Annotated in this window: 26 protein-coding genes and 1 tRNA gene; 9 read left to right on the forward strand and 18 right to left on the reverse strand. The window is 53.9% G+C overall.

From position 1 onward, the window contains the following. Positions 1-52: 52 nt before the first annotated feature. Positions 53-349, reverse strand: a complete 297-nt coding sequence (locus tag NR114_RS17260; protein WP_020827916.1) for a YfcZ/YiiS family protein — start codon at positions 347-349, stop codon at positions 53-55. Between the two features lie 405 nt (positions 350-754). On the opposite strand from NR114_RS17260, the gene fadL reads away from it, so the two are divergent. Beyond that, positions 755-2,089, forward strand: coding sequence for a long-chain fatty acid transporter FadL (gene fadL, locus NR114_RS17265; RefSeq protein ID WP_046373020.1), 1,335 nt, complete (start codon positions 755-757; stop codon positions 2,087-2,089). 117 nt (positions 2,090-2,206) lie between these two features. Here the strand turns inward: fadL and mlaA are convergent, their stop codons facing one another. From mlaA to ccmA, 10 genes are all read right to left on the reverse strand, one after another. Continuing rightward, on the reverse strand, positions 2,207-2,965 hold the full coding sequence (gene mlaA / locus NR114_RS17270) for a phospholipid-binding lipoprotein MlaA (RefSeq protein ID WP_020827918.1): 759 nt from the start codon (positions 2,963-2,965) through the stop codon (positions 2,207-2,209). 35 nt (positions 2,966-3,000) lie between these two features. After that, complete coding sequence (ccmI, locus tag NR114_RS17275; RefSeq protein ID WP_234530618.1) at positions 3,001-4,212, reverse strand: c-type cytochrome biogenesis protein CcmI; 1,212 nt, start codon at positions 4,210-4,212, stop codon at positions 3,001-3,003. Next, positions 4,212-4,685 (reverse strand): cytochrome c-type biogenesis protein, encoded by a 474-nt coding sequence (locus tag NR114_RS17280; protein WP_020827920.1) that lies wholly within the window; start codon positions 4,683-4,685, stop codon positions 4,212-4,214. Before NR114_RS17280 ends, ccmI begins: the two co-directional genes overlap by 1 nt. Beyond that, positions 4,682-5,233 (reverse strand): DsbE family thiol:disulfide interchange protein, encoded by a 552-nt coding sequence (locus tag NR114_RS17285; protein ID WP_020827921.1) that lies wholly within the window; start codon positions 5,231-5,233, stop codon positions 4,682-4,684. The genes NR114_RS17280 and NR114_RS17285 overlap by 4 nt, the downstream gene beginning before the upstream one ends. Next, complete coding sequence (locus NR114_RS17290) at positions 5,230-7,200, reverse strand: heme lyase CcmF/NrfE family subunit (protein ID WP_256813458.1); 1,971 nt, start codon at positions 7,198-7,200, stop codon at positions 5,230-5,232. The genes NR114_RS17285 and NR114_RS17290 overlap by 4 nt, the downstream gene beginning before the upstream one ends. Next, on the reverse strand, positions 7,197-7,691 hold the full coding sequence (gene ccmE / locus NR114_RS17295; protein WP_012146100.1) for a cytochrome c maturation protein CcmE: 495 nt from the start codon (positions 7,689-7,691) through the stop codon (positions 7,197-7,199). Before ccmE ends, NR114_RS17290 begins: the two co-directional genes overlap by 4 nt. Further along, entirely contained in the window at positions 7,688-7,924 is a 237-nt protein-coding gene (gene ccmD / locus NR114_RS17300) for a heme exporter protein CcmD (protein ID WP_020827923.1), read from the reverse strand. Before ccmD ends, ccmE begins: the two co-directional genes overlap by 4 nt. Then, the gene (locus NR114_RS17305) at positions 7,921-8,658 is read right to left on the reverse strand and encodes a heme ABC transporter permease (RefSeq protein WP_020827924.1); all 738 of its coding nucleotides are present in this window, start codon (positions 8,656-8,658) and stop codon (positions 7,921-7,923) included. The genes ccmD and NR114_RS17305 overlap by 4 nt, the downstream gene beginning before the upstream one ends. A gap of 118 nt (positions 8,659-8,776) precedes the next feature. Further along, on the reverse strand, positions 8,777-9,436 hold the full coding sequence (gene ccmB, locus NR114_RS17310; protein ID WP_234529619.1) for a heme exporter protein CcmB: 660 nt from the start codon (positions 9,434-9,436) through the stop codon (positions 8,777-8,779). After that, on the reverse strand, positions 9,436-10,068 hold the full coding sequence (ccmA, locus tag NR114_RS17315) for a cytochrome c biogenesis heme-transporting ATPase CcmA (protein ID WP_020827926.1): 633 nt from the start codon (positions 10,066-10,068) through the stop codon (positions 9,436-9,438). Before ccmA ends, ccmB begins: the two co-directional genes overlap by 1 nt. A 251-nt stretch (positions 10,069-10,319) precedes the next feature. On the opposite strand from ccmA, the gene NR114_RS17320 reads away from it, so the two are divergent. The 4 genes from NR114_RS17320 (at position 10,320) to dsdC (ending at position 13,371) form a co-directional block, all read left to right on the forward strand. Beyond that, the gene (locus tag NR114_RS17320; RefSeq protein WP_234529618.1) at positions 10,320-11,249 is read left to right on the forward strand and encodes a formate/nitrite transporter family protein; all 930 of its coding nucleotides are present in this window, start codon (positions 10,320-10,322) and stop codon (positions 11,247-11,249) included. A 129-nt stretch (positions 11,250-11,378) separates the two neighbouring features. After that, positions 11,379-11,453: transfer RNA gene (locus NR114_RS17325), tRNA-Arg, on the forward strand. Positions 11,454-11,654: 201 nt separating this feature from the next. Further along, complete coding sequence (locus tag NR114_RS17330) at positions 11,655-12,194, forward strand: DUF2058 domain-containing protein (RefSeq protein WP_020827932.1); 540 nt, start codon at positions 11,655-11,657, stop codon at positions 12,192-12,194. A 247-nt stretch (positions 12,195-12,441) separates the two neighbouring features. Next, positions 12,442-13,371: a DNA-binding transcriptional regulator DsdC gene (gene dsdC, locus NR114_RS17335; RefSeq protein ID WP_020827933.1), complete on the forward strand. Its 930-nt coding sequence runs from the start codon at positions 12,442-12,444 to the stop codon at positions 13,369-13,371. Positions 13,372-13,399: 28 nt separating this feature from the next. Here dsdC and NR114_RS17340 read toward each other — a convergent pair whose 3' ends face one another. The 3 genes from NR114_RS17340 to NR114_RS17350 all read right to left on the reverse strand — a co-directional run bounded on the left by NR114_RS17340 (position 13,400) and on the right by NR114_RS17350 (position 15,011). Beyond that, positions 13,400-13,699 carry a hypothetical protein gene (locus tag NR114_RS17340; protein WP_048762969.1) on the reverse strand — a complete coding sequence of 100 codons (300 nt, stop codon included), beginning with the start codon at positions 13,697-13,699 and terminating at the stop codon, positions 13,400-13,402. A gap of 3 nt (positions 13,700-13,702) precedes the next feature. Further along, the gene (locus NR114_RS17345) at positions 13,703-14,626 is read right to left on the reverse strand and encodes a DMT family transporter (RefSeq protein ID WP_234529617.1); all 924 of its coding nucleotides are present in this window, start codon (positions 14,624-14,626) and stop codon (positions 13,703-13,705) included. 94 nt (positions 14,627-14,720) lie between these two features. Next, positions 14,721-15,011: a hypothetical protein gene (locus tag NR114_RS17350; RefSeq protein ID WP_130016444.1), complete on the reverse strand. Its 291-nt coding sequence runs from the start codon at positions 15,009-15,011 to the stop codon at positions 14,721-14,723. Between the two features lie 419 nt (positions 15,012-15,430). On the opposite strand from NR114_RS17350, the gene NR114_RS17355 reads away from it, so the two are divergent. Then, entirely contained in the window at positions 15,431-16,582 is a 1,152-nt protein-coding gene (locus NR114_RS17355) for a porin (protein ID WP_116690036.1), read from the forward strand. A gap of 56 nt (positions 16,583-16,638) precedes the next feature. On the opposite strand, the gene mltB is transcribed toward NR114_RS17355, so the two are convergent. Then, complete coding sequence (mltB, locus tag NR114_RS17360; RefSeq protein WP_234529616.1) at positions 16,639-17,724, reverse strand: lytic murein transglycosylase B; 1,086 nt, start codon at positions 17,722-17,724, stop codon at positions 16,639-16,641. A 293-nt stretch (positions 17,725-18,017) separates the two neighbouring features. On the opposite strand from mltB, the gene NR114_RS17365 reads away from it, so the two are divergent. The 3 genes from NR114_RS17365 (at position 18,018) to ypdK (ending at position 19,606) form a co-directional block, all read left to right on the forward strand. Continuing rightward, positions 18,018-18,458, forward strand: coding sequence for a hypothetical protein (locus NR114_RS17365; RefSeq protein WP_234529615.1), 441 nt, complete (start codon positions 18,018-18,020; stop codon positions 18,456-18,458). 74 nt (positions 18,459-18,532) lie between these two features. Beyond that, a complete protein-coding gene (locus tag NR114_RS17370; RefSeq protein WP_020827940.1) occupies positions 18,533-18,973 on the forward strand; it encodes a transcriptional regulator in 441 nt (146 codons plus the stop codon). 558 nt (positions 18,974-19,531) lie between these two features. Then, positions 19,532-19,606, forward strand: a complete 75-nt coding sequence (gene ypdK / locus NR114_RS17375; protein ID WP_104410986.1) for a membrane protein YpdK — start codon at positions 19,532-19,534, stop codon at positions 19,604-19,606. A 67-nt stretch (positions 19,607-19,673) separates the two neighbouring features. Here the strand turns inward: ypdK and NR114_RS17380 are convergent, their stop codons facing one another. The 3 genes from NR114_RS17380 to NR114_RS17390 all read right to left on the reverse strand — a co-directional run bounded on the left by NR114_RS17380 (position 19,674) and on the right by NR114_RS17390 (position 22,208). Further along, a complete protein-coding gene (locus NR114_RS17380; RefSeq protein WP_020827942.1) occupies positions 19,674-20,198 on the reverse strand; it encodes a cytochrome b in 525 nt (174 codons plus the stop codon). Between the two features lie 110 nt (positions 20,199-20,308). Beyond that, entirely contained in the window at positions 20,309-21,547 is a 1,239-nt protein-coding gene (alaC, locus tag NR114_RS17385) for an alanine transaminase (RefSeq protein ID WP_115058380.1), read from the reverse strand. 121 nt (positions 21,548-21,668) lie between these two features. Then, positions 21,669-22,208: a GNAT family N-acetyltransferase gene (locus NR114_RS17390; protein WP_046373010.1), complete on the reverse strand. Its 540-nt coding sequence runs from the start codon at positions 22,206-22,208 to the stop codon at positions 21,669-21,671. Positions 22,209-22,252: the final 44 nt, after the last annotated feature.

Consider the following 22,252-nt stretch of genomic DNA (forward strand, 5'->3'; position numbering starts at 1 on the left):
TGAGGTGGAAGCGAGCGGCGCGGGATGACCCCGCACCGTTTTAAAGCCGTGATTAACGCAGGCCGAGCTGGAAAATCAGGGTTTCTGCCTGGCAGGCGAAGGTGAAATCAGCCACCAGTTCCACGCCACCGTCAACCGGTTTAATGCTACTGCTGATGTCGCAAGGGTCGGATTCCACACCGCGGGCTTTTTCGGTCAGCGTGGCCAACATTTTTTCTGCATCCTGCTGATTGGCAAACACCTGGCTGTAGGAGGCGGTGCAATCGGTATTGTCCATCACGGTACCGACATCAACACAGCAACAGGCGGCAGTTTCCTGGGCACTACATTTATTAATTGGATTGGACATGATTCATTCTCCTCAGGGACCGCCGTTACGCGAGTCCAAATTGCCATTTAGCTACTGGCGCAAAGACACAAGATTCTGCGTTTATTTTACTCTGCGATGAAACCGATCACTAGCACTTACTTTTTATAGGTGTTTTAAGTGATGGAAATCACAAATGAAAATCGACGTCTGCTAAGGAATGGTAGGAATATTGTTATGCATTGCTGGTTTTTTGTTATGCAGATCTCCTTTTTGATATCAATTTGGAAATATCTCAAAAACATTGTTGCAACATTTTCACAGGTCGGACCTATAATTCAGCCACTGGTCTGATTTGTCTGAATGATAACGGACCCTACAATCCCGCGCTCCTTGTTACTTTAAGTAACATAGTTTAAATAATAAACACATAATGAGGTTTTGGTCATGAGCCAGAAAAACCTATTTACTAAATCAGCTCTCGCAGCTGCAGTGGCAATTATTTCTTCAAACGTGTCTGCCGCAGGATTCCAGCTGAATGAGTTTTCATCAGCTGGTTTAGGACGTTCGTATTCTGGCGAGGGCGCCATGGCGGATACTGCAGCTTCCGCCAGCCGCAACCCGGCCCTGCTGATGATGTATACCCGCCCGGAACTCTCCCTAGGTGCGGTGTTTATCGATCCGGATGTAGATATCTCCGGCAAGTCACCTTCCGGTGCCAGCCTCGACTCCAAGAACATCGCCCCTACCGCCTGGGTGCCAAACCTGCATTATGTTCAACCGATTAACGATCAGTTTGCCGTAGGCGGCTCGGTCACCAGCAACTACGGCCTGGCGACAGAATTCAACGACGGTTATACCGCAGGGGCTTACGGCGGTAAAACTGACCTGACCACCGTCAACCTGAACCTGAGCGGTGCCTACCGTCTGAACCAACAATTCAGCTTCGGCCTGGGCTTTGACGCGGTTTATGCCAAAGCCAAGCTTGAGCGTTATGCCGGTGAATTGCCGAAGCTGCTCGCAGCACAGGGTATGCAGAGTGGAAAGCTTACGCCGCAGCAGGCACAGCAAATCGGCGGCATCCCGGCAGATACCCAGATTTCGCACCTGAAAGGTGACGAATGGGGCTTTGGCTGGAACGCCGGTATTCTGTACGAAGTGGACGAAAATAACCGTTACGGCTTCACTTACCGTTCCGAAGTGAAAGTCAAATTTGACGGCGACTACAAAAGCAGCCTACCGTCGGCTTATAACCCACTGCTCGTTCCTGCCGGCTTGCCTTATGGCACCAACGGCAGCACCATCCCAGGCTCTCTGGATCTGAACCTGCCGGAAATGTGGGAAATCTCGGGTTACAACAAGGTTGCACCGCAGTGGGCTATCCACTACAGCCTGGCTTACACCAGCTGGAGCCAGTTCCAGGAGCTGAAAGCTACCGGCAACAACGGTCAAACGCTGTTTGAGAAGCACGAAGGCTTTAAAGACGCTTACCGCATCGCACTGGGTACTACCTACTTCTACGACGATAACTGGACCTTCCGTACCGGTATCGCCTTCGATGACAGCCCGGTGCCGGCCCAGAACCGTTCTATCTCTATCCCGGATCAGGACCGCTTCTGGTTGAGCGCAGGTACCAGCTACGCATTCAACAAAGACGCCTCTGTTGACGTCGGTGTTTCCTACATGCACGGCCAGAAAGTCACCATCAAAGAAGGTCCATATACCTTCGAATCCGTGGGCAAGGCCTGGCTGTACGGCGCCAACTTCAACTACCGCTTCTAATCTTTTCGATGACGAAGTCAGGAGCGCCCTTCTTAGGGCGCTTTTTTTTTGCCCGCCGATCTCAAAGCATAAAAAAACCCGCCATCAAAGCGGGTTCTTTCTCTTCGCCAAGCGAGATTACTGCGAGTCGATCTCGTCCAGATCGCCCTGGATCGCCTGAGCGTTCGGGTTGATCTCAGGTTTCAGCGAGCCGCCGTTCGCCAGGAAGTCGTTACGCTGGAAGTAGGCTTCGCGCACCATCAGGTACGGATCGGAAGAGTTGCGCAGCAGGCCGTCGGAATCCAACAGCTCGGCACGGGTTTCAATCCCTTCAACCACCCATTTGCCCGCCGACATCCAGAAGGTCAGGTAGCTCAGCACCGGATAGACCGTATCCGCCCAGTCACCGCCCTCTTCACGCAGGGTGAAACTGCCGTAGCCCGGCAACATCACATAAGGACCGTAGCCGACGCCATAATGCCCCAGGGTGCTGCCGAAACGGTTAGGCTCTTCGCGAGCCAGTTTCGGGTTAGCCATCCCGGCCACGTCGATCAGACCGCCCATCCCCAGAAGGGTGTTGAGGAAGAAACGGTTAAAGTGGATCATCCCCTTATAGGGGTCGCCTTTCAGGAATGAGTTGACCATGCTGGCCGGCTCTTCCAGGTTAGACGTAAAGTTGCTTATCCCATTACGCGCCGGCATGGGCAGGTAGTTGCGCCAGGCCACGGCCACCGGGCGAAGTACATACGGATCCAGGACGTTATAGTTGAAGTTGAACATCGTCCGGTTAAATCCTTCCAGAGGATCGGATCGCCCTTGTGGTTCATCTTGTGGCGCGCTGGCACAGCCCACCAATAACACCGTTGTGAAAGCCAGCCCAGTCAGGCGAAAGTTCATATTTTTCTCCATAAAAACACGTTCGGTCTTTTTATTTAAGGGACCTGTTTGTTTATCTGAACGTCAATCTGCTCTTTACCGCTGAAATTCTGCAGCGCACTCTCGCCGAACCAATCACCCGCCTGTGGCGTGGCCAGACCATCCTGAGAAATTCGCACCCGCACCTTGACCTGATGCTGAGCCGAAAGCAGGCGTTCAGGCATCATGGCGTTGCTGTCATCCAGAGAAAATGACAGCGGGAAACGGCTTAAGGGCAGTTGTTTTACCGCAACCGGCACTGGATTGGTGCCATCGGTCACTGAAATTACCAGCGTCCCCTTCTGCGGCAAAGCGTTCGTCGCCTGTGGCGATAACGTCACGTTAATGCCAAGTTTAACAGTTTCTTCGCCCGCCTGTGTTTTTGCTTGTTCAATGCTGCGCTTTATCACTTCGGCGCGTTGATCATTGGCTGGCAACAGCTTCAGCATAACCTGCCAGGCGCCAATCGCCTGCTTGAAATCCCCCTGTTCGAAGGCGTTGAACGCCAGCAGGCTCAGCACGCGCATATTGGTGTGATCTTCGGCGATCATCTTGCGCAGCATCTGAGTGGCCTGCTTGTTATCCTCCGGATCGTTGGATCTCGTCAAGACTTCTGCATAGCCGAGACGGACTTCCAGACTATTCGGATCAAGTTGATAAGCATGAGCAAATGCCTGGGTGGCGGTAGTGGCGTTATTCAGCGCCATCCCCACGCGACCCAGCATCATCCAGTCGTTGATATTGCGATCGTCCTGTTGCAACGCGGTACGCAGCCCCAGCCCGAGGCGAGCAATCTCTTCCATGCTCAACGGTTGGGCGCGTTCATTAGCGACGCGCGCGCGCAGATCCGGCATTTGCGCCTCGACCTGTTGCCAGTCCAATACCTGCGCCAACCCACCGGTTTTCAGATAAAAGCCAAGGGTGACCACCACTAGCAAGGCAACCCCAGGCACCAATGCCCAGCGGTTAATGGGTTTCTCCTGCGTATCCTGCTGGCCGGGGATGTCATTGAGCAGGTTTTGCTGCAGCTCTTTCACCAGTTCAGGGCGCTCAGCAACCACGCCCTGCTGTTCGTCCTGCTCCAGCTCATGCAGACGATCCTGATAAAACGCCTTGTTCAGCGTATCGCGGCTCGCCGCGGTGCTTTTACCGCTGTGGCGCATCGCCGGTACCACCAGCAACGCCGCAGCGCCCACCAGCAGGACAATAATAATCAGCCAAAAAGCCATTAGGGTTTCTTCCTGTCAGTCTCTTTCAGCAGCGCCGCCAGACGCTGTTGCTCCTGCTCGGAGAATTCATCGTTAGCGTTAACGGCACCGGTACGACGGTGGCGGGTGCGCAGTATCACTACCGCACCGCCGATCAACACAAACAGCAACGGGCCTACCCACAGGATCAGCGTCGCCGGGGTCACCGGCGGTTCGTAGGTGACGAAATTACCGTAGCGCGCCACCATATAGTCGATAATCTGCTGCTTGTTCTGCCCCTGCATCATCAACTCGTACACCTTGGTACGCATATCGGCCGCAATGATGGCGTTAGAGTCGGCGATGCTGTTGTTCTGGCATTTCGGGCAACGCAGCTGTTCGGTCAGCTCCCGGTATTGCTGTTCCTGCTCGACCGAATTGAACCGATAAGTGTCGATAGCCGCCGCGGCGCTCCAACTCAGTAACGCGGCAAATATCAGGGTCAGCAGCCTCATGCCTCACCCCCATATTTTTTGTACAGCGGCAGCACTTCCTGCTGCCAAACGCGCTCGTTCATGTCTCCGGCGTGGCGGTAGCGGATAATGCCCTGCCCGTCGATCAGGAAGGTTTCCGGTGCGCCGTACACGCCCAAATCCAGCCCCAGCATGCCGTCGCCGTCGTACAGGCTGAGCGCGTACGGGTTGCCCAGCGAGTTCAGCCAGGTCACCGCTTTGCCGCGATCGTCTTTATAGTTCAGCCCCACCACGCGAATGCCGCGCGCGGCCAGCGTATTGAGGTATTGATGTTCGGCACGGCACGTTGGGCACCAGGTCGCCCAGACGTTCAGCAGCATGGGTTTGCCATTGCGCAGCACCGCCTGGTCGTAAGTCTTGCCAGGCTGGTCGAGGGATTCCAGCTTGAAAGCCGGCACCGGCTTGCCGATCAACGCCGATTCCAGCATGGTCGGGTCTTCGCCACCGGCGTTGCGCGTCAGCTGCACCATAAACGCCGCCACCAGCAGCAGGAACAGGATTAATGGGATAAACAGCAGCTTACGGTTCATGCCTGCTCCTCCAGCTTGCCTTCACGCTTGAGTTTTTTGCTCATCCGATAGCGCGGATCGAGTATGCACAGGATACCGCCCAGCGCCATAAACACCCCGCCGAACCAGATCCAGCGTACGAAAGGTTTGTAGTACAACCGCACTGCCCAAGAGCCGTCGTCCAGCTCTTCGCCCAGCGCGGCGTACAGGTCGCGGCTGAAGCCGCCGTCAATCGCCGCTTCGGTCATCATGCTGCGCGCCACGCTGTAATAGCGTTTTTCCGCGTGCAACGTCGCTTCCGGCTTGCCGTTGCGCGTGACATCGATAATGCCGACGCCGCCGCTGTAGTTCGGCCCACGAATATCGTGCACGTCACGGAACACAAAGTGATAGTTATGGATATCCACGCTGTCGCCGGCTTTCATGCGGACATCACGTTCCACACTGTAGTTTTGGCTGAAGGCAATGCCGATTACCGTTACCGCCACGCCAAGGTGGCCCAGCACCATCCCCCAGTGGCTGCGGGAAAGATGGCTCAGCCCACGCCAGAAACCGTGGCGATGCGTTGCACGTTCGTGCAGTTCCATCAGCGTCAGGATTATCACCCAAACAGCCATGATCAGCCCCACCACCGTCATGCCGGCGATGCTGTCTTGCAACAGCCACGGCAGCAGGATCGACAGCACCAGCGTAATCACCAGCGCCACGCTCAGGCGACGCCACAGCTTGGTCGGCTCGTCGCGGCGCCAGCGCACCAACGGGCCAATCCCCATCAGCAACGCCATCGGTGCCATCAGCCAGGTGAACATGGTGTTGAAGAACGGTTCGCCGATAGAAATGCTGCCCAGGCCCAACTGCTTATGCACCAGCGGCAGCAGCGTCCCCAACAGCACCACCAGCATGGCGGCGATCAGCAGTACGTTATTGCCCAGCAAGAAGGTTTCACGCGAGAAGGTTTCGTGCTGCACCCGGCTGCGCACTTGCCCGCCCTTGACCGCATACAGCAGCAGAGAACCGCCTATCACGATCACCAGATAAGCGAGGATAAACATGCCGCGTGCCGGGTCGGAAGCAAAGGAGTGCACAGAAACCAGCACCCCAGAGCGTACCAGGAAGGTGCCCAGCAGGCACAATGAGAAGGCGGTAATCGCCAGCAATACCGTCCAGGCTTTGAAAGTGCCGCGTTTCTCGGTCACCGCCAACGAGTGCATCAGCGCGGTACCGGCCAGCCACGGCATAAATGAAGCGTTCTCGACCGGATCCCAGAACCACCAGCCGCCCCAGCCCAGTTCATAATAGGCCCAGGCGGAGCCCAGCACGATGCCCATGGTGAGGAACACCCAGGCGGCCGTGGTCCAAGGGCGCGACCAGCGTGCCCAGGCCGTATCCAGGCGACCGGCCATCAGTGAAGCGATGGCGAAAGCAAAGGCCACCGAGAAACCGACATACCCCATGTACAGCAGCGGCGGATGGAAAATCAGGCCGATATCCTGCAGCAGCGGGTTAAGGTCGCTACCGTCGATCGGGAAGTTCGGCAGCGTACGGGTGAAGGGGTTGGAGGTCATGATGATAAACAGCAGGAAACCTGCCGTGATCATGCCCATCACCGACAATACGCGCGCCACGGCATCTTGCGGCATCGAACGGCTGCACAGCGCCACCGCCAGCGACCAGCAGCTCAGCAACAGCACCCACAGCAGCAGCGATCCCTCATGGGCGCCCCAGGTGGCGGCAATGCGGTAATACACCGGCAGTTGGGTGTTGGAGTTGGCGGCCACATAGGCCACGGTAAAGTCATTAACGACAAAGGCGTGCACCAGACAGATGAACGCCAGGGCGATAGCGGCAAACATGCCGTAGGTCAGTGGGCGCGCCACCGACATCATGCGACGGTCCTGACGCGCCGCGCCCCACTGCGGGTAAATGCTCAGCAGCAGCGAAATCGCCAGCGCCAGGCATAGCAGAAAACTTCCCGTTTCCGGCATCATGATTTAGCGCCCTCGTTCTGCGGGGTGGCGTAGGCCGAAGCTGGCCCCTTATGGTTTTCTTTCATCGCGTCGGCCACTTCCGGCGGCGTGTATTTTTCATCGTGTTTCGCCAGCACTTCACGCGCATTCACCACGTTGCCTTCGCCCAGCACGCCCTGTGCCACCACGCCCTGCCCCTCACGGAACAGATCCGGCAGAATGCCGGTGTAAGTGACGTCGATTGCACCGCGTGCATCATAAACTTTGAAACTGACCTGCAGCGTTTTCTGATCGCGCTTTACCGAACCCGGCATCACCATGCCACCGATGCGCAGACGTTGGCCCACCTCCGGCTTCTCATGATTTTCGCCCTTGCCCTGCAGAATTTCGCTTGGGGTATAAAACAGATCGATGTTGGAGCGCAGCGCATACAGCATCAGGGTCGCGGTCAGCGCAACGCCGATCAGCACTACGATCGCCAAATACAGGCGACTTTTACGACGAGGATTCACAATGATTTCTCCCGCGGGTTAGCGGTTTTTTGTTTCGACTGCTGCGAATGACGAATACGTCGTTCGCGTGCCTGACGGCGTCCAATCTCATCCAGCAATTGCCGGCGCTGCCAGAAAGTGTGGGCCACCAGCCCCAGCAACGAGAGCAGGGTTACGGCTACCGCCAACCAAACGTAGAAGGCATAGCCGCCCATGGCGAAAAACGCCTGCCAGGAAGTAAAGGCTGCATTCATGGTTGACGCTCCTTGTTAACCAGCCCTGCCACCCAAGGGCGCTGGCGTTCCTGAGACAAAATCAGATTGCGCAAGCGCAGCAAGGTGAGAGTGATGAAAAACAGCAGGTAACCGAGGATTGCCCATCGCAGCGGGGTGCGCATGCTTGGCGCGATGCTCTGTTGCATATTGGTGGAACCCTGATGCAGCGTGTTCCACCATTCGACCGAGAAGTGAATGATCGGGATGTTCACCACCCCGACCAGTACCAGAATGCCGGCGGCGCGGCCCGCCAGGCGGCGGTCTTCAAAGGCGTTGTACAGCGCAATGATGCCAATATAAAGAAACAGCAACACCAGTTCAGACGTCAGGCGGGCGTCCCACACCCACCAGGTGCCCCACATCGGCTTGCCCCAGGCGGAGCCGGTGACCAGCGCAATAAAGGTAAACACCGCGCCGACCGGTGCCATCGCCGCCACCACGGTATCGGACATTTTCATCTGCCACACCAGGCCGATAAACGCCGCTACCGCCATTGAGCCATAGATCCCCATCGACCACATCGCCGCCGGCACATGGATATACATGATGCGGAAGCTATCGCCCTGCTGGTAATCCTTGGGTGCGAAACCGAATCCCCAGACCCAACCCAGCAACAGGCAAGCCGCTCCGGCCAGTCCCAGCCAGGGGATAAAGCGGCCACAGACGTGATACAGCCGTTCAGGCTGGGCAAACTGATGTAACCATTTCCACATTGTCGTCATTGCTCACGGTAAATTTATACGGTGGCCGCCCCGTTTACCGGGGCGACGAAAATTGCTTGTGCGGTGGAACACGCTCTTGATGGCGTTAACCCGCGTTTCAATAAGTTAGCTAGTGTACGCTCACTCGCAGCGCCGCTGCGGTGGCGAAAGGCGCCAGCGTTATGCTTCCCGCCAGCATCGCGCCCAGTATCGCCAGGTAACCGTCTATCGGCATGCCCATAGAGGCGGCGTCGATAGCGGCGGTAGAAAATATCAGCACCGGGATATACAGCGGCAGCACCAGCAGGCTCAGCAGCACGCCCCCCTTGCGCAACCCGACGGTCAGCGCCACGCCGATAGCGCCAATCAGGCTCAGCGTCGGCGTACCCAGCAACAGCGTAAACGCCACCGCCAGCCAGGTGTGAGTGTCCAACGACAGCAGCAGCGCCACCAGCGGCGACAGGATCAACAGGGGTAAGCCTGTTACTACCCAGTGAGCACACACTTTGCCTAACACCGTCATCGGCAGCGGCGTTGGCAATAACAACAGTTGTTCCAGCGAGCCGTCGAGGAAATCATCGCGAAACAAACGCTCCAGCGACAGCAGGGCCGCCAGCAGCGCCGAGACCCAGATAATCCCCGGCGATATACGCGCCAGCAGTTGCGGTTCTGGCCCAATTCCTAACGGAAACAGCGTGATAACGATCAGGAAGAACCACAACGGATTAACGATTTCCGACCCTTTGCGAAAGGCAATCTTCAGCTCACGGCGCAATACAGTCAAAAACATTAAAGAGTCTCCACGCGGTTTTCCGTCAGGCTTATTTTCCCTACCGCCTGCGTTGCGCCGGCCAAATCCTGATGCGTAGTCAACAATACCATGCCGCCCTGCTGAGCATGTTGCTCAAAAAGGCTTATTAATTCAGCCACACCCTGCTTGTCTATCGCCGTCAGCGGCTCATCAAGGATCCACAGCGGGCTACTGCTGAGCCACAACCGCGCCAACGCCACACGCCGCTGTTGACCGGCGGAAAGCTGCGCCACCGGTAAATCCTCATAACCCACCAGACCGACCTGCTCCAGCGCTTGCCAAATGGCCTGACGATCGGGCGCACCGCGCACCGCCTGGTAAAACTGCAGGTTCTCAAAGGGCGTCAACATGGTTTTAATCCCCGGCTGATGGCCGAGGAATAACAAATCCTGATAATAACGTTCGCGATGACGCAACGTATTTTGCCCGTGCCAGCAGACTTCTCCGCTTTCCGGTCTTGCCAGGCCCGCCAGAATGCGCAGCAGGCTGGTTTTTCCCGCGCCGTTCGGCCCTTCCACCTGAATAATATCGCCCGGTTTTACCGTAAAGCTTAACGCGCTAAACAGGGTGCGTTCATCACGGACGCAACTCAGATTTTTAGCTTCCAGCATCGGGAGAACTCATATTTTTCTTTGGGATAGCGATCATAGCATAAGCCATCTGCAGCACGTAGCCCGCAGCGGGCCCCTCAACTACTCCAATAGGGGTAATATTGCGCCCCAGATCAAAAATGCGTAGAAAAACCCGGCAACGTTAAACTCTTGTTACTTTTTTCTGCAATTTGCCACATCGCTTTCACAGCTTCCCTGAGCCAACTACGCTTAATCATGACCCTGACAGTCTTTGATGGAGATAACGGATAATGAGCAATCAGCAGCAGCGCCCGGATGCAGAGCAGGAAAATAGCCTGCAGGTAGAAAGCAAAGAGCATGAACAGGGCAAGAGCGAAATTGAGGTAAAAGAAGAGAACCTACCCTCGCGTGCAGCGGCGGTGCATGAGCTGATCCGCATGGAGGGCGAAAAAGAGCTGGAGCGCGACTGGCTGGCACTGCTGTGGTCAGCGGTGGCCGCCGGGCTGTCGATGGGGGCCTCACTGATGGCGAAAGGCATCTTCCACGCCCGCCTGCCGGACGATCCCAGCCGCTTCTTTATCGAAAATATCGGCTACACCTTTGGCTTTATCATCGTGATCATGGCCCGCCAACAGCTGTTTACCGAAAATACCGTCACCGCGGTACTGCCGATAATGCAAAAACCGACGCCGAGAAACCTCCTGCTCCTGTTTCGCCTGTGGGGCGTGGTGCTGCTGGGGAACCTGGTGGGGACCGGGCTGGCGTCGCTGGCGTTTATCCACATGCCGATTTTCGACGAGAACACCCGCAGCGCCTTCGTTAGCCTGTCGGAAGAAGTGATGAAAAACTCGCCGTCTGAAATGTTCGCCAACGGCATTCTGGCAGGCTGGATCATCGCCACCATGGTGTGGATGTTCCCTTCCGCCGGGGCCGCCAAGATTTGGGTGATTGTACTGATGACCTACCTGGTGGCGATCTGCGATCTGACCCACATCGTGGTGGGATCGGTAGAGATCCTTTATCTGGTGTTTAGTGGCGTCATTCCCTGGCAAGATTTTATCTACCCGTTCGCTATTCCAACGCTGGCCGGCAACATTATTGGTGGCACCTTTATCTTTGCGTTGATCAGCCATGCGCAGATCCGCAACGACATGAGCGACAAAAACAAGGCAGAGCGGCTGGCGGCGGAAAAACAAACCGGCAAGGCGAGAAAACCGTGATCGCGATCAGCGCAGCGCGCGAAAATCACCGCATATTGGCGAGGGAATGAGCAAACGCACCGCTAAGCGCTTATTCTGCGGGTAAAAAAAGGTATACTGCCCCGGCAGCCTAGGTTGCCGGCCCGCAGCGTCCCCGTAGTTAAACGGATATAACAAGCCCCTCCTAAGGGCTAGTTACTGGTTCGATTCCAGTCGGGGACACCATAAATTTATATACTCGCCTCTGCCGCACCCACTAACCCACGACGTACACCCCCTCCAATCCTGAGTGATTTATCGAACTTCAAATTTGGTCAATAAACCCCGTTTTATCAGAATGATGCATCCTCTCGCCCACAATCTGGCACAACGTCGAATATTAAAGGTATAATCTCAGATACTATTTGATCGATTTTAGAAACGAACATGACAAAGCTGACATTACAAGAGCAGATGCTCAAAGCGGGATTAGTAAGCAGTAAAAAGCTGGAGAAAGTACAAAGAACCACGAAAAAATCACGCGTTCAGGCTCGCGAGGCAAGAGAAGCCGTTGAAATCAACAAAAAGGCGCAAATAGAGCGCGATAAACAGCTGAGTGAACAGCAAAAGCAGGCCGCTTTATCTAAAGAATATAAAGCCCAGGTAAAACAGTTGATTGAAATGAACAGGATCGTCATTTCAAATGGTGACATTAGTTATAACTTCACAGACAACAATTTAATTAAAAATGTACGCGTGGATAAACTGACTCAATCTCAGTTAATTAATGGGCGTCTCGCCATTGCACGGCTGGTTAGTGATAATAACCCTGAGGGTGAATATGCTATTATCCCTGCGGTCGTGGCTAATAAAATTGCACAGCGCGATGCAAGCTATATTGTACTGAGCGCTGAACTCAGCCAGGAAGCCAAAGACGAAGAAGATCCTTACGCCGATTTTGTCGTCCCTGATGATTTGATGTGGTAATCAGAACTTTAGGGCAACGGACTCTCCCTCTTGCCCTAACATCAAAAATACGTATTCCTGCCGCACCACGAAAAGATCACTGACTGCAAATCAGTGATTAGTATCCTCAGGCTAAAAAATATTTTCATCACGCTTAAAAATGACAAATTAAACGGTCACACCTACAGCATTAAAAAACTTAAAATCGTATTTTAGTTCCCTCCGTTAAAATGTTAATATTGGCAAATGATCCGGATGGAGTAATAGCATGTTTCCCAACAAAAAATATTCACGACGAGCAAATCCGCTGACCAGCTATCAATTTTCTCGTCTGCATACTTTTGAATGCGTCGCCCGTCATTTATCTTTTTCACTGGCGGCAGAAGAACTGTCTATTACTCCCAGCGCCGTAAGCCACAGAATTAACCTGCTGGAAAAAGAGCTGGGGTTTCTTTTATTTCAACGATTCCACCGCAGAATTACGCTAACGCCGGATGGCGAGAGAATGCAATGGGCGTTAAATCATTCCTTCGATGCCCTGACACAGGAAATCCTGGATATCAAAAACCGCGAGCTGACGGGCAGCCTGACCATTTATTCTCACCCCTCTCTGGTCCAGTGTTTGCTGATACCCCGCATCGGCGATTTTATTGCTCTGCATCCGACCATTCATTTAAACATTCTCACCGGGCAGGAAAATATCAATTTGGCCAATCGGGGCGTTGATTTAGCCATGTATTTTGGCCGTCCACCTTCGGATAAACAGCTGGACGAAATCTTTATGCGGGAGTCCATGGTTCCAATCTGCACGGAGAAATACGCCAAAACGCATAACCTTTATAATGCGCCTGGGAACCTGGCAGACTGCACTCTATTGCATGACAGATACAACTCCGGTGAAGACGAGTGGCAGATCTGGTCACAGCATTTTGATTTGGGCCTGGATACCGACGCCAAAAGCATGGAGTTCGACCGCTCTGACCTGGCGGTGTTGGCGGCAACTCAGCATCTTGGCGTGGCGATGGGGCGACTCAATCTGGTGCAGGACTGGATCAAAAGCGGCGAACTGATTATCCCGTTTACCGACATGATCTTGCCCTGCGAACACAGCTATTTTATGTCGACGCTCTCTGGGCGTCAGTGGCCTAAGATTATCGCATTCAAAGAATGGATGATGAAAATAACCCCTCTGGTCTGAGGGTCCAAAGGCGAAAAGATCGAAATGATCACCATTTTTTCGGAGTATACGAAAACTCAAGCGCACAGCTGTACAATCGTCCGGCCTTTGAATAATAAATATGCTTGCGGTTGTTATCCCACACCACAGCATAGTTATTAGCAAAGTTTATTATTTCAACCGGAGTTTGGTTTGATAATTTCCCCCGTTTCGTATTTTTCACTACAAAGAAATCACCATTATCGCTTAAGGTGATCAAAGGATAACCCCAGGCATATTTTGACACTTGTACGGTAATAATGAATTGGCTTTCACAGTTTATCTGATAGGTATGAATATCAACGTCCATAGTTTATATTTTTGGTGCAATCCTTCTGGTAAAATAAAACAAATATGAGCAGCTCACGACAATAAGCCCCAAAACGATCAGCACTGAACCCAAGACGAACTCGATCTGCAGCGGTTCTCCCAAGATCACCACACCGGCCAGAATGCCAAAAATAGGCGTCATAAACGTCAGGATACCCAGCGAAGAAGCCTGGTAATGACGCAGCAGGGAGAACCAAATTAAATAACTGATAAATGAGACGATAACCGTTTGAAATACCAAACTGCTCCAGGCCACGGAACTCAGCGTGAAATGTACGTCCTGCATCGTCATCGCCAACAGGGATAGCACAATGCAGGCGCCCGTCAGTTGGAACAGCAGCGTCTGTTTTGACGAGCAATTCGCCAAACCGGTTGTTCGGATAAGGATTGTAGAGCCGCCCCAGGATAACCCCGCTAATAAGCCATAAATATCGCCACGCAGCTGATTCACGCCCCCAGAGCTCTCGCCCATAGCGGAAATCGCAAGCACCACACCGCCGAAAGCGATGGCAATACCGACCCACTGTACAGCCGACAAACGCTCGTGCCTGATGAAAAAATGCAGTCCGATGGCAGAAAAAAGGGGGGCCGTGTACAGAAAGACCGCCATGTGCGAGGCGCTGGTATAGCGCAAGCCTTCAGAAACGAAAAAGAACTCCAGCGCGAACGAAAACCCAACGCCGAAACCGGCTAACAGCGTGCGGGGATCCAATAAAAACTTTTCGCCTTTAAAACGCGCCAAGAGATAGACCGCCAAAGCGGCAATCCCTGATCGGATGGCAATTTGCAGCACGGCGGAAATATCCGGCTCGGCTGCCTTGATCGCCACCTGCTGCAGCCCCCATATGGCGCATATCATCACCATAGCGGCGCCAGCTTTGCCGTCTATATTATTTCTGGCACTCATCTAGCCTCCCGCAAACCGCTGAGTTATAAATGCACGCCTCCCTCACCACGAATAATCAGGTGATATACAATAAAATCGAGGGAAGCCGAAAAAATTATTCTTTAAAGACCAATATTTCCTGGTACATTTTAATCACTTCACTGTCGCTGTCAGTATCCCCGGTATATTCAGTTTGTTGTGCCACATGAATGACCTTCCAACCTCGTTTAGCGAGATCCGGAATAGTCATGCGCCCAATGTCGCGACAGTTAAACAAGGTATCATCACTCAGCCGCATCTCCCCGACACTGGCATAATCATAAGATTTTGACTGACAAACATGCGATTCAGCCGCCATTAACGGTATTGAAAAAAGCCCGATTAACAGTATGAAACATCCTTTCATAATAACCTCCACAACCCTTATCAATTTCATCTGACTTGTAAATAACCCGTGTTAAATAACAAGGCGTAAAATCCATTTAAATATATTTCGTTACGATGAAATTACACGGTATATGCCATTCTCTGACAAGTGATAAATATAGAGCTTTGTGTTAGATGAATTCATCCGAAGATTGACCTCCCCCACGCCCTCCAGCTGAGCATTTTTCGCTCACCTTGCCTCTCCCCAGCATCGAGCCGGTTAAAAACAAACCAAATAATTAGCAAGAAAAGTAACTCATTGTGACGCACATTGTGTTACATATGCGTTCCGCTTTACTCACGCCAAAAAACAATGAAAACGCTCAGAAAACAGCCTGGGCAACTCACTGATGCCAGAGGGTTTCGGAGAGGTTGGCAATCTATACACAGGGATAAAAAATGACATACAAATTGCGCACATTAACCCAGGCTATTGCTCTGGGACTGGTCGTTGGCAGTGCTTCTTTCGCTGCCCAGGCTGAGATCACATTGTTGAAGCAGGACCCGCAGGCCGGCGATCCGTTGAGCCGTCTTAACTTTACCGTTGGCGGCAGCATCCGCCCGCAGTTCAACAATATGACCGGCGATGGCGATAAGGGCTCTTACAAACGTAACGGTTTCGACGGCGGCACCCGCTTCCGTTTTGCCGCCGATTACTACCTGTTCGACGATATTAGCTGGATCAGCTATTACGAGCTGGGTGTCAATATTCCTGCGCTGTTCAACTGGGATAACCACTACGCCGACGGCGCCAATGACACCAGCCGCCGTATGCTCTACACCGGCCTGAAAAGCAAAACCTTGGGGCAGCTGACCTTCGGCCAGCAAAACAGCATTTACTATGACGTGGTCGGTGCCAAAACCGATATCTGGGACTATGACATGTTGGCTCAGGCGCCAGGCAACGGCATCAACGGCGATTACGACGGTTCCTACCGTTCACGCAAGATGCTGAAGTACAAAAACAGCTTCGGCGATGCGGATGTTTATGCCTCTTACCTGTTCAGCGATGGCGAATACCTGCCGGGCAACGGTCTGCGCTATAAACGCCAGGGCGGCGGCTCACTGGGCGTGGACTACCATCTGACACCGGACCTGACCTGGGGTACCGCGTGGAACTATACCCGCGCCGAGATGCGCAATCCTTCCACCAGCGGCTCGAAAAATTACGATCAGAATATTGTCGGTACGGCGATCAGCTGGAAGCCGGACAACTGGACCCTGACCTTCGGCGGCGGTTGGTACAACAACTTCCTGACCACCAAAAAAGCCAACGTTAACGACTACTTCGCCGGCGATGCCTGGGGGATTGAATATCTGGCGGGGTATACTGTGCCGGTAGGCCAATATGCGGTGAAATCCGTGATGCCGTACTTTATGGGTGACCGTCTTGAGTACGTAACCGGCCGCAACTATCAGCGTATCGATAACGGTCTTGGCGTGACGGTACAGTTTGATTACGGTTTCCGTGTGGACGTGGAACACGTACTGACGTCCAGCACCGATAACCTCGGCGACATGACTCTGGTGCGTTTGCGCTACGATTTCTGATTGTCACCGACGTAAAAAAGGCCGCTTATGCGGCCTTTTTCATTGCTGATCCGGCATCAGAATCCGCCGCGTGCCGACCGGCCCACCGCTTCACCCAACTGCCAAACCGCCATCGCATAATGGGTGCTGTGGTTGTAGCGAGTGATGGTGTAGAAGTTTGGCAGACCGTACCAATACTGATAACCGGTGCCAACATCCAGACGCAGCAGGCTGGCTTCCTGATTGTCGCCCAGCGATCCCTGCGGGCTCAACCCGGCCTCCGCCAGACTGGCGACGGAATAGCGGGTTTTAAACCCATTTTCCAATCCTGGCGCCTGGCCATTTGCCTGTACTGCCACGGGTTCACCCTTGGCCCAACCGTGTGCTTTAAAGTAGTTGGCAACGCTGCCGATGGCATCCACCGGATCCCACAGGTTGATGTGGCCGTCACCGTTGAAGTCAACCGCATAGCTCTTGAATGAAGACGGCATAAACTGACCGTAACCCATTGCCCCGGCGAATGAACCTCGCAGCTCCAGCGGGTCATCCCCTTCGGTGCGCGACATCAGCAAGAAGGTTTCCAACTCGCCGGCAAAGTAGTCGGCGCGGCGCGGATAGTCGAAGGCCAGCGTCGCCAGCGCATCGATAATGCGGGTTTTACCCATCACGCGGCCCCAACGGGTTTCAACGCCGATAATGCCGACAATGATCTCCGGCGGCACGCCGTAAACCTGATAGGCACGCTGCAACGCGTCCTGGTACTGATTCCAGAACTGCACGCCGTTTTGCACGTTGTCCGGGGTGATGAATTTATTACGATAACGCAACCAGGAGCCGTTTGGCCCGGTCGGTCCCTGGGTGCTTGGCGTCGGCGCTTGGCGATCCATCAGCCGCAGCACGGAATCCAGCCGACGGGCCTGCGCCAATACGTCATGCAGTTGCTGGCGATCGAAACCGTGCTCCCGCACCATTTTATCGATAAAGCGGGCGGTGTTCGGGTTATTGGCGAAATCGCCGCCCAACGGCTGACCGGAATGCGCCGGCGTCAACAGGAATCCTCCTTTTACGGCGTTGTCCTGAGGCACGGACGGGGTCGACTTCGGCCCGCTGCTACAGGCAGTGAGTAAGGTAAGCAGAGGGAGAAGAACAACTAAATGACGCATCGGATATCCATATAAACCAGGCCAGTGATAAGTGTGGGTTATGTTAATCCATTGTCGGGTGCGAACAAACTGGATTATGTCGCTCATCACAGAGCAACAAGTCGAAGTATTTTCGAAATGTGATGCAAAGCACAGAAACAAAGCACCACTTAGGGTAAGCCCGCGATACAGACAAAAACCTAAACCTTGATTAAATGAGATAAACTCTCATTTTGACGCGACGCAAAGCTTCCCTACGCTGCTTTTTTAGCGGCTCTTCCCGTCGGCAATGACTGATACAACGGAGTGTAATTTTGGATTCTCTCGGACAGATCGCTAAAAACACCTTTAAAAAATGTATTCCCCGCCGCGCCTACCTTTTCTCCATGCTTATTTTCGCCGCTGGCCTGATCTTGTTGTCCTATCTGTCGCCCTATCTGGATGAAAATCGGTTTCGTGTCTACGCACACAGCGACATCGGCGAGTTTTTTGCGGTGTTCGTCTACCTGCTGTGCATAATGCTGTGGTCGCTGGGCTGGATAGGGTTAACCCTGTGGTTTGTCGCCCGAACCGCCTTTCGGTTCAACGACATCGGCACGCTCGGTTGGCCGCTTGCCCTGATGCTGTATGGACTTAGCGTGGTGAATAACTACCATCCCGGCCCTGTCGAACGCTGGCTGATCCTGATAAGCCTGTTAGGGATGCTGTGCGCACTGCTGCTGCCCTCAGGGTTCCTGGCACGTAAGGCCGGTTAGGCGCGCCGCCGCTGGCTATCTGCGGGGCAAGCGGTCACAATGCCACATCTCTCCCGGCCCAAACAGGAAATGCCATGTCTTGCCACTACCCCGCCCATTACGCCTTCGATAACGAAAGCGACGCCTGGCAGATTCACTTTCGCGATTTTCCTGAACAGCAGGCCGCCTGCTATAAACGTGAAGATATCGAGCTGGAGGCGCAGGAAAGCCTGCTGCTTGCCATCGCCATGGAAATGGAAGAAGGCCGTACGGTGCCTGCCCCTTCCCCTGCTCTGCCGGATGAATTGGCTATCCACCTGCCGGTGTTGGTGAAGCTAAAACTCGAACTGCATAACATTATGCTGGCCGGTGCCACCTCCAAAGCCGATCTGGCGCGCAAACTGGGCTTTAACGCCGGCCAGATGGATCGCCTGCTGGATGTGGCCTATGCCTCAAAGGTGGAAGCGCTGGAACAGGCGCTTTACCTGTTGGGCTATGAAGTCCAGACCTCGGTAGCAGAAGTGCGCCGGGGTTAAGAAAAATATTTTTGTCGGGGGCTAAATATTCTTCACTTTTCGCCGATGTGTTCGTTACCGAATCACCAAAAGCAAAAAGTGAAGGCTAAAAATGGAGTGGAGTCGCCGCAATATCTGGACCGTTATTCTGCTGTCGTGCCTTGTCTTCTGGGTCATCCTGCTGACCGGCGCCAACGCCGTCGCCTGATCCCTTTTCATAACATCACAGCAAGCATAATTATAAGGCCCGCGTCAGCGGGCTAATCCTCTTTTGCCTGATAAAAAAGGTAAATAAAAATCGTTTAAAAACAGTCAGCGCTGGTTAAGAAATCGCCAAAAAATGTGATCAAAAACACAGTATTGTAATCAGGCTGGCAATGGGAGTACATTAGCGCCGATCCTGTCGTGGTTCATGTTTTACCTCAAGGACTATGAAGCGCGACGACCGGGTAATCCGTGGCCGAGGACGTTGTTCTTCCTTTTGAAGGATCCGCCTATTTGCCCTGGACTACCCACAAAATACTCAGCACAACAATCGGGATCATTGGCTTGCGAGGGACTCCAAACGGGAGTTGTTCAGTGAAATATTTTGTTATGGGCGTTTCATTCATGTTGGTGACATGGATTGGCACCTTTATGCTGATGGTTGCATAACCAAGGCATGACCGGGAATTTAGATAAAGGGGCGCACCAGCGCCCCTTTGTTGTTTCTGCTCCCCGGCTATTTCCCCGGCATCATGCGGCGCAAGGTATCGTCCTTACGCAGATAGTGGTGGTACAGCGCCGCCAACGCATGCGCGCCAATAATAAAGTAACCGGTATTGGCCAGGGTCTCATGCGTACTTTTGATTATCCGGCGCAACCACGGATCTGGCGTAACAAACTGCGGGACCTGCCAGCCCAGCAAAACCCACTCCTTTCCCCCGTAAGCCAGCGTCAGTACGCCCAACACCGGCAACGTTAGAAACAGCAGATAGAGCAACGCATGAAAGATTTTTGCGCCCCATTCCTGCCACTCTTCCAGCGGCGGTGTGGTTGCCGGCGTAGCATAACGCCGACGTAATCCCAACCGGATGAACATCAGCAAAAAGACCGCCAGGCCAAAGTTAAAATGCAGATTTTTTACCAGCGACGCCAGATCATCCGGTACCGAGTTCTTCAGCAGCATCGCCGCGTAGGTGAGGATCACCATCAGCAGCGTCAGCCAGTGCAAAACAATTTGCGATTTTGCGTAACGATTACCCATACAGGCTTCCAAATAAATAAAGAAAATCTTATTGGATCATAGTGGGTAAATAATGAAGAAAACCTTAGCGGGAAGAAAAAAGCCGGCGCGAATGCACCGGCCTGAAGGCATTACTTGGTCGCGGCCGGGGTGCTGCTCTTGGCCAGCTTGATCAGCCCGTCAGCACGGAACATTGCTTTGATACCGCGAACCGCCTGGCGGATACGATCCTGATTTTCAATCAATGCAAAACGCACGTGGGTGTCGCCATAATCGCCAAAGCCGATGCCTGGCGATACGCAGACCTTGGCCTCCGCCAACAGGCGTTTGGCAAACTCAAGCGAACCGAGATGCGCATAAGGCTCGGGGATTTTGGCCCAAACGTACATGGAAGCTTTCGGATTTTCCACCATCCAGCCCGCCTCATGCAGCCCTTTGACCAGCACGTTACGGCGCTGGCGATACTGTTCTGCAATATCCAGCACGCATTGTTGGTCGCCTTCCAGCGCAGCAATCGCGGCGACCTGCAGCGGGGTGAACGTCCCATAGTCGTGATAGCTCTTGATGCGTGACAGTGCGTTGACCAGCTCCGGGTTGCCGACCATAAAGCCGATCCGCCAACCCGCCATGTTGTAGCTTTTCGACAGGGTGAAAAATTCTACCGCGATATCTTTGGCACCCGGCACCTGCATGATCGACGGCGCTTTCCAGCCGTCATAAACGATGTCGGCGTAAGCCAGATCGTGGATCACCAGCACGTCGTATTGCTTGGCCAGCGCCACCACGCGTTCGAAGAAGTCCAGCTCAACGCACTGGGCGGTGGGGTTCGACGGGAAGCCGAGGATCATCATTTTCGGACGCGGAATGGTTTCACGAATGGCGCGCTCCAGCTCACCAAAGAAATCCACGCCGTCCACCAGCGGCACAGAACGCACCTGCGCGCCGGCGATTACCGCACCGTAAATATGGATCGGGTAACTCGGGTTCGGCACCAGCACGGTATCGCCATGATCGAGCGTCGCCAGCATCAGGTGCGCCAGGCCTTCTTTCGAACCAATGGTGACAATGGCTTCAGTTTCGGGATCGATCTCCACCTGGTAGCGGTCGGCATACCAGCGTGAAATCGCACGGCGCAAACGCGGGATACCGCGCGAGGTGGAATAGCCGTGGGTGTCGTCACGCTGCGCAACGGTGCAGAGTTTTTCCACAATGTGCGGCGGCGTCGGCCCGTCGGGGTTGCCCATGCTGAAATCGATAATATCCTCGCCGCGACGGCGTGCAGCCATCTTGAGTTCGGCGGTGATGTTGAATACGTAAGGGGGAAGACGTTCAATACGCGTAAAACGGCGTTGCGGACTATTATCAGCCATAGGGACCTCAAAGTGACGTTAGCGCCCGGACCATCCGAGCGACGCTGGCCAATCTGTCGATTGACCGGATATTGAACATATCTCAGCCCCGGCAGGCTTGTCGATACCTCGCGCAATATTTTTATTTACCGGCCCTGAACTCGCTCGCCAACAGCCCGAACTGCCAGTCATCGCGCCATTGTCCCGCCAGCCGGTAGTTATCGCGCAACGTCCCCTCCAGCAAGAAACCGCATGACTCCAGCAGTCGGCGCGAGGCGATATTACCTTCGGTCACGGTGGCCGTCAGCTTATGAAAATCGCAGGCGTTAAAACCGAAATCCAGCACCGCCCGCAGCGACTCCTTGCCGTAGCCCTTGCCCTGCCCGGACGGCAAACTGCCATAGCCCACTTCCGCCTGTTGGTAAGGTAACCACTGCGGACGAAAACCGGTCATCCCTACCACTTCTCCACTGGCCTTTTCTCGCATTACCAGGCACAACCACTGCTCCCCATATTTGTCCCAGACAGGGAGTCTGGCTTCAAAGCGCGTGCGAATTTCTGCTTCACTGAGCGGATCGGCGATATAACGAATCACCTCGGGATCCTGATACAAGCGCAGAAACAGCGGCCAATCGTTGGCCGTTATCGACTGCAGGGTCAAACGTTCAGTGACCAGTTTCATCTAAAATCTCCGAAAAACGAAAATGAGGAAGTTACGAATGAAAG

Source organism: Serratia sp. Ser99 (assembly GCF_024519545.1).
GTDB lineage: Bacteria > Pseudomonadota > Gammaproteobacteria > Enterobacterales > Enterobacteriaceae > Serratia > Serratia liquefaciens.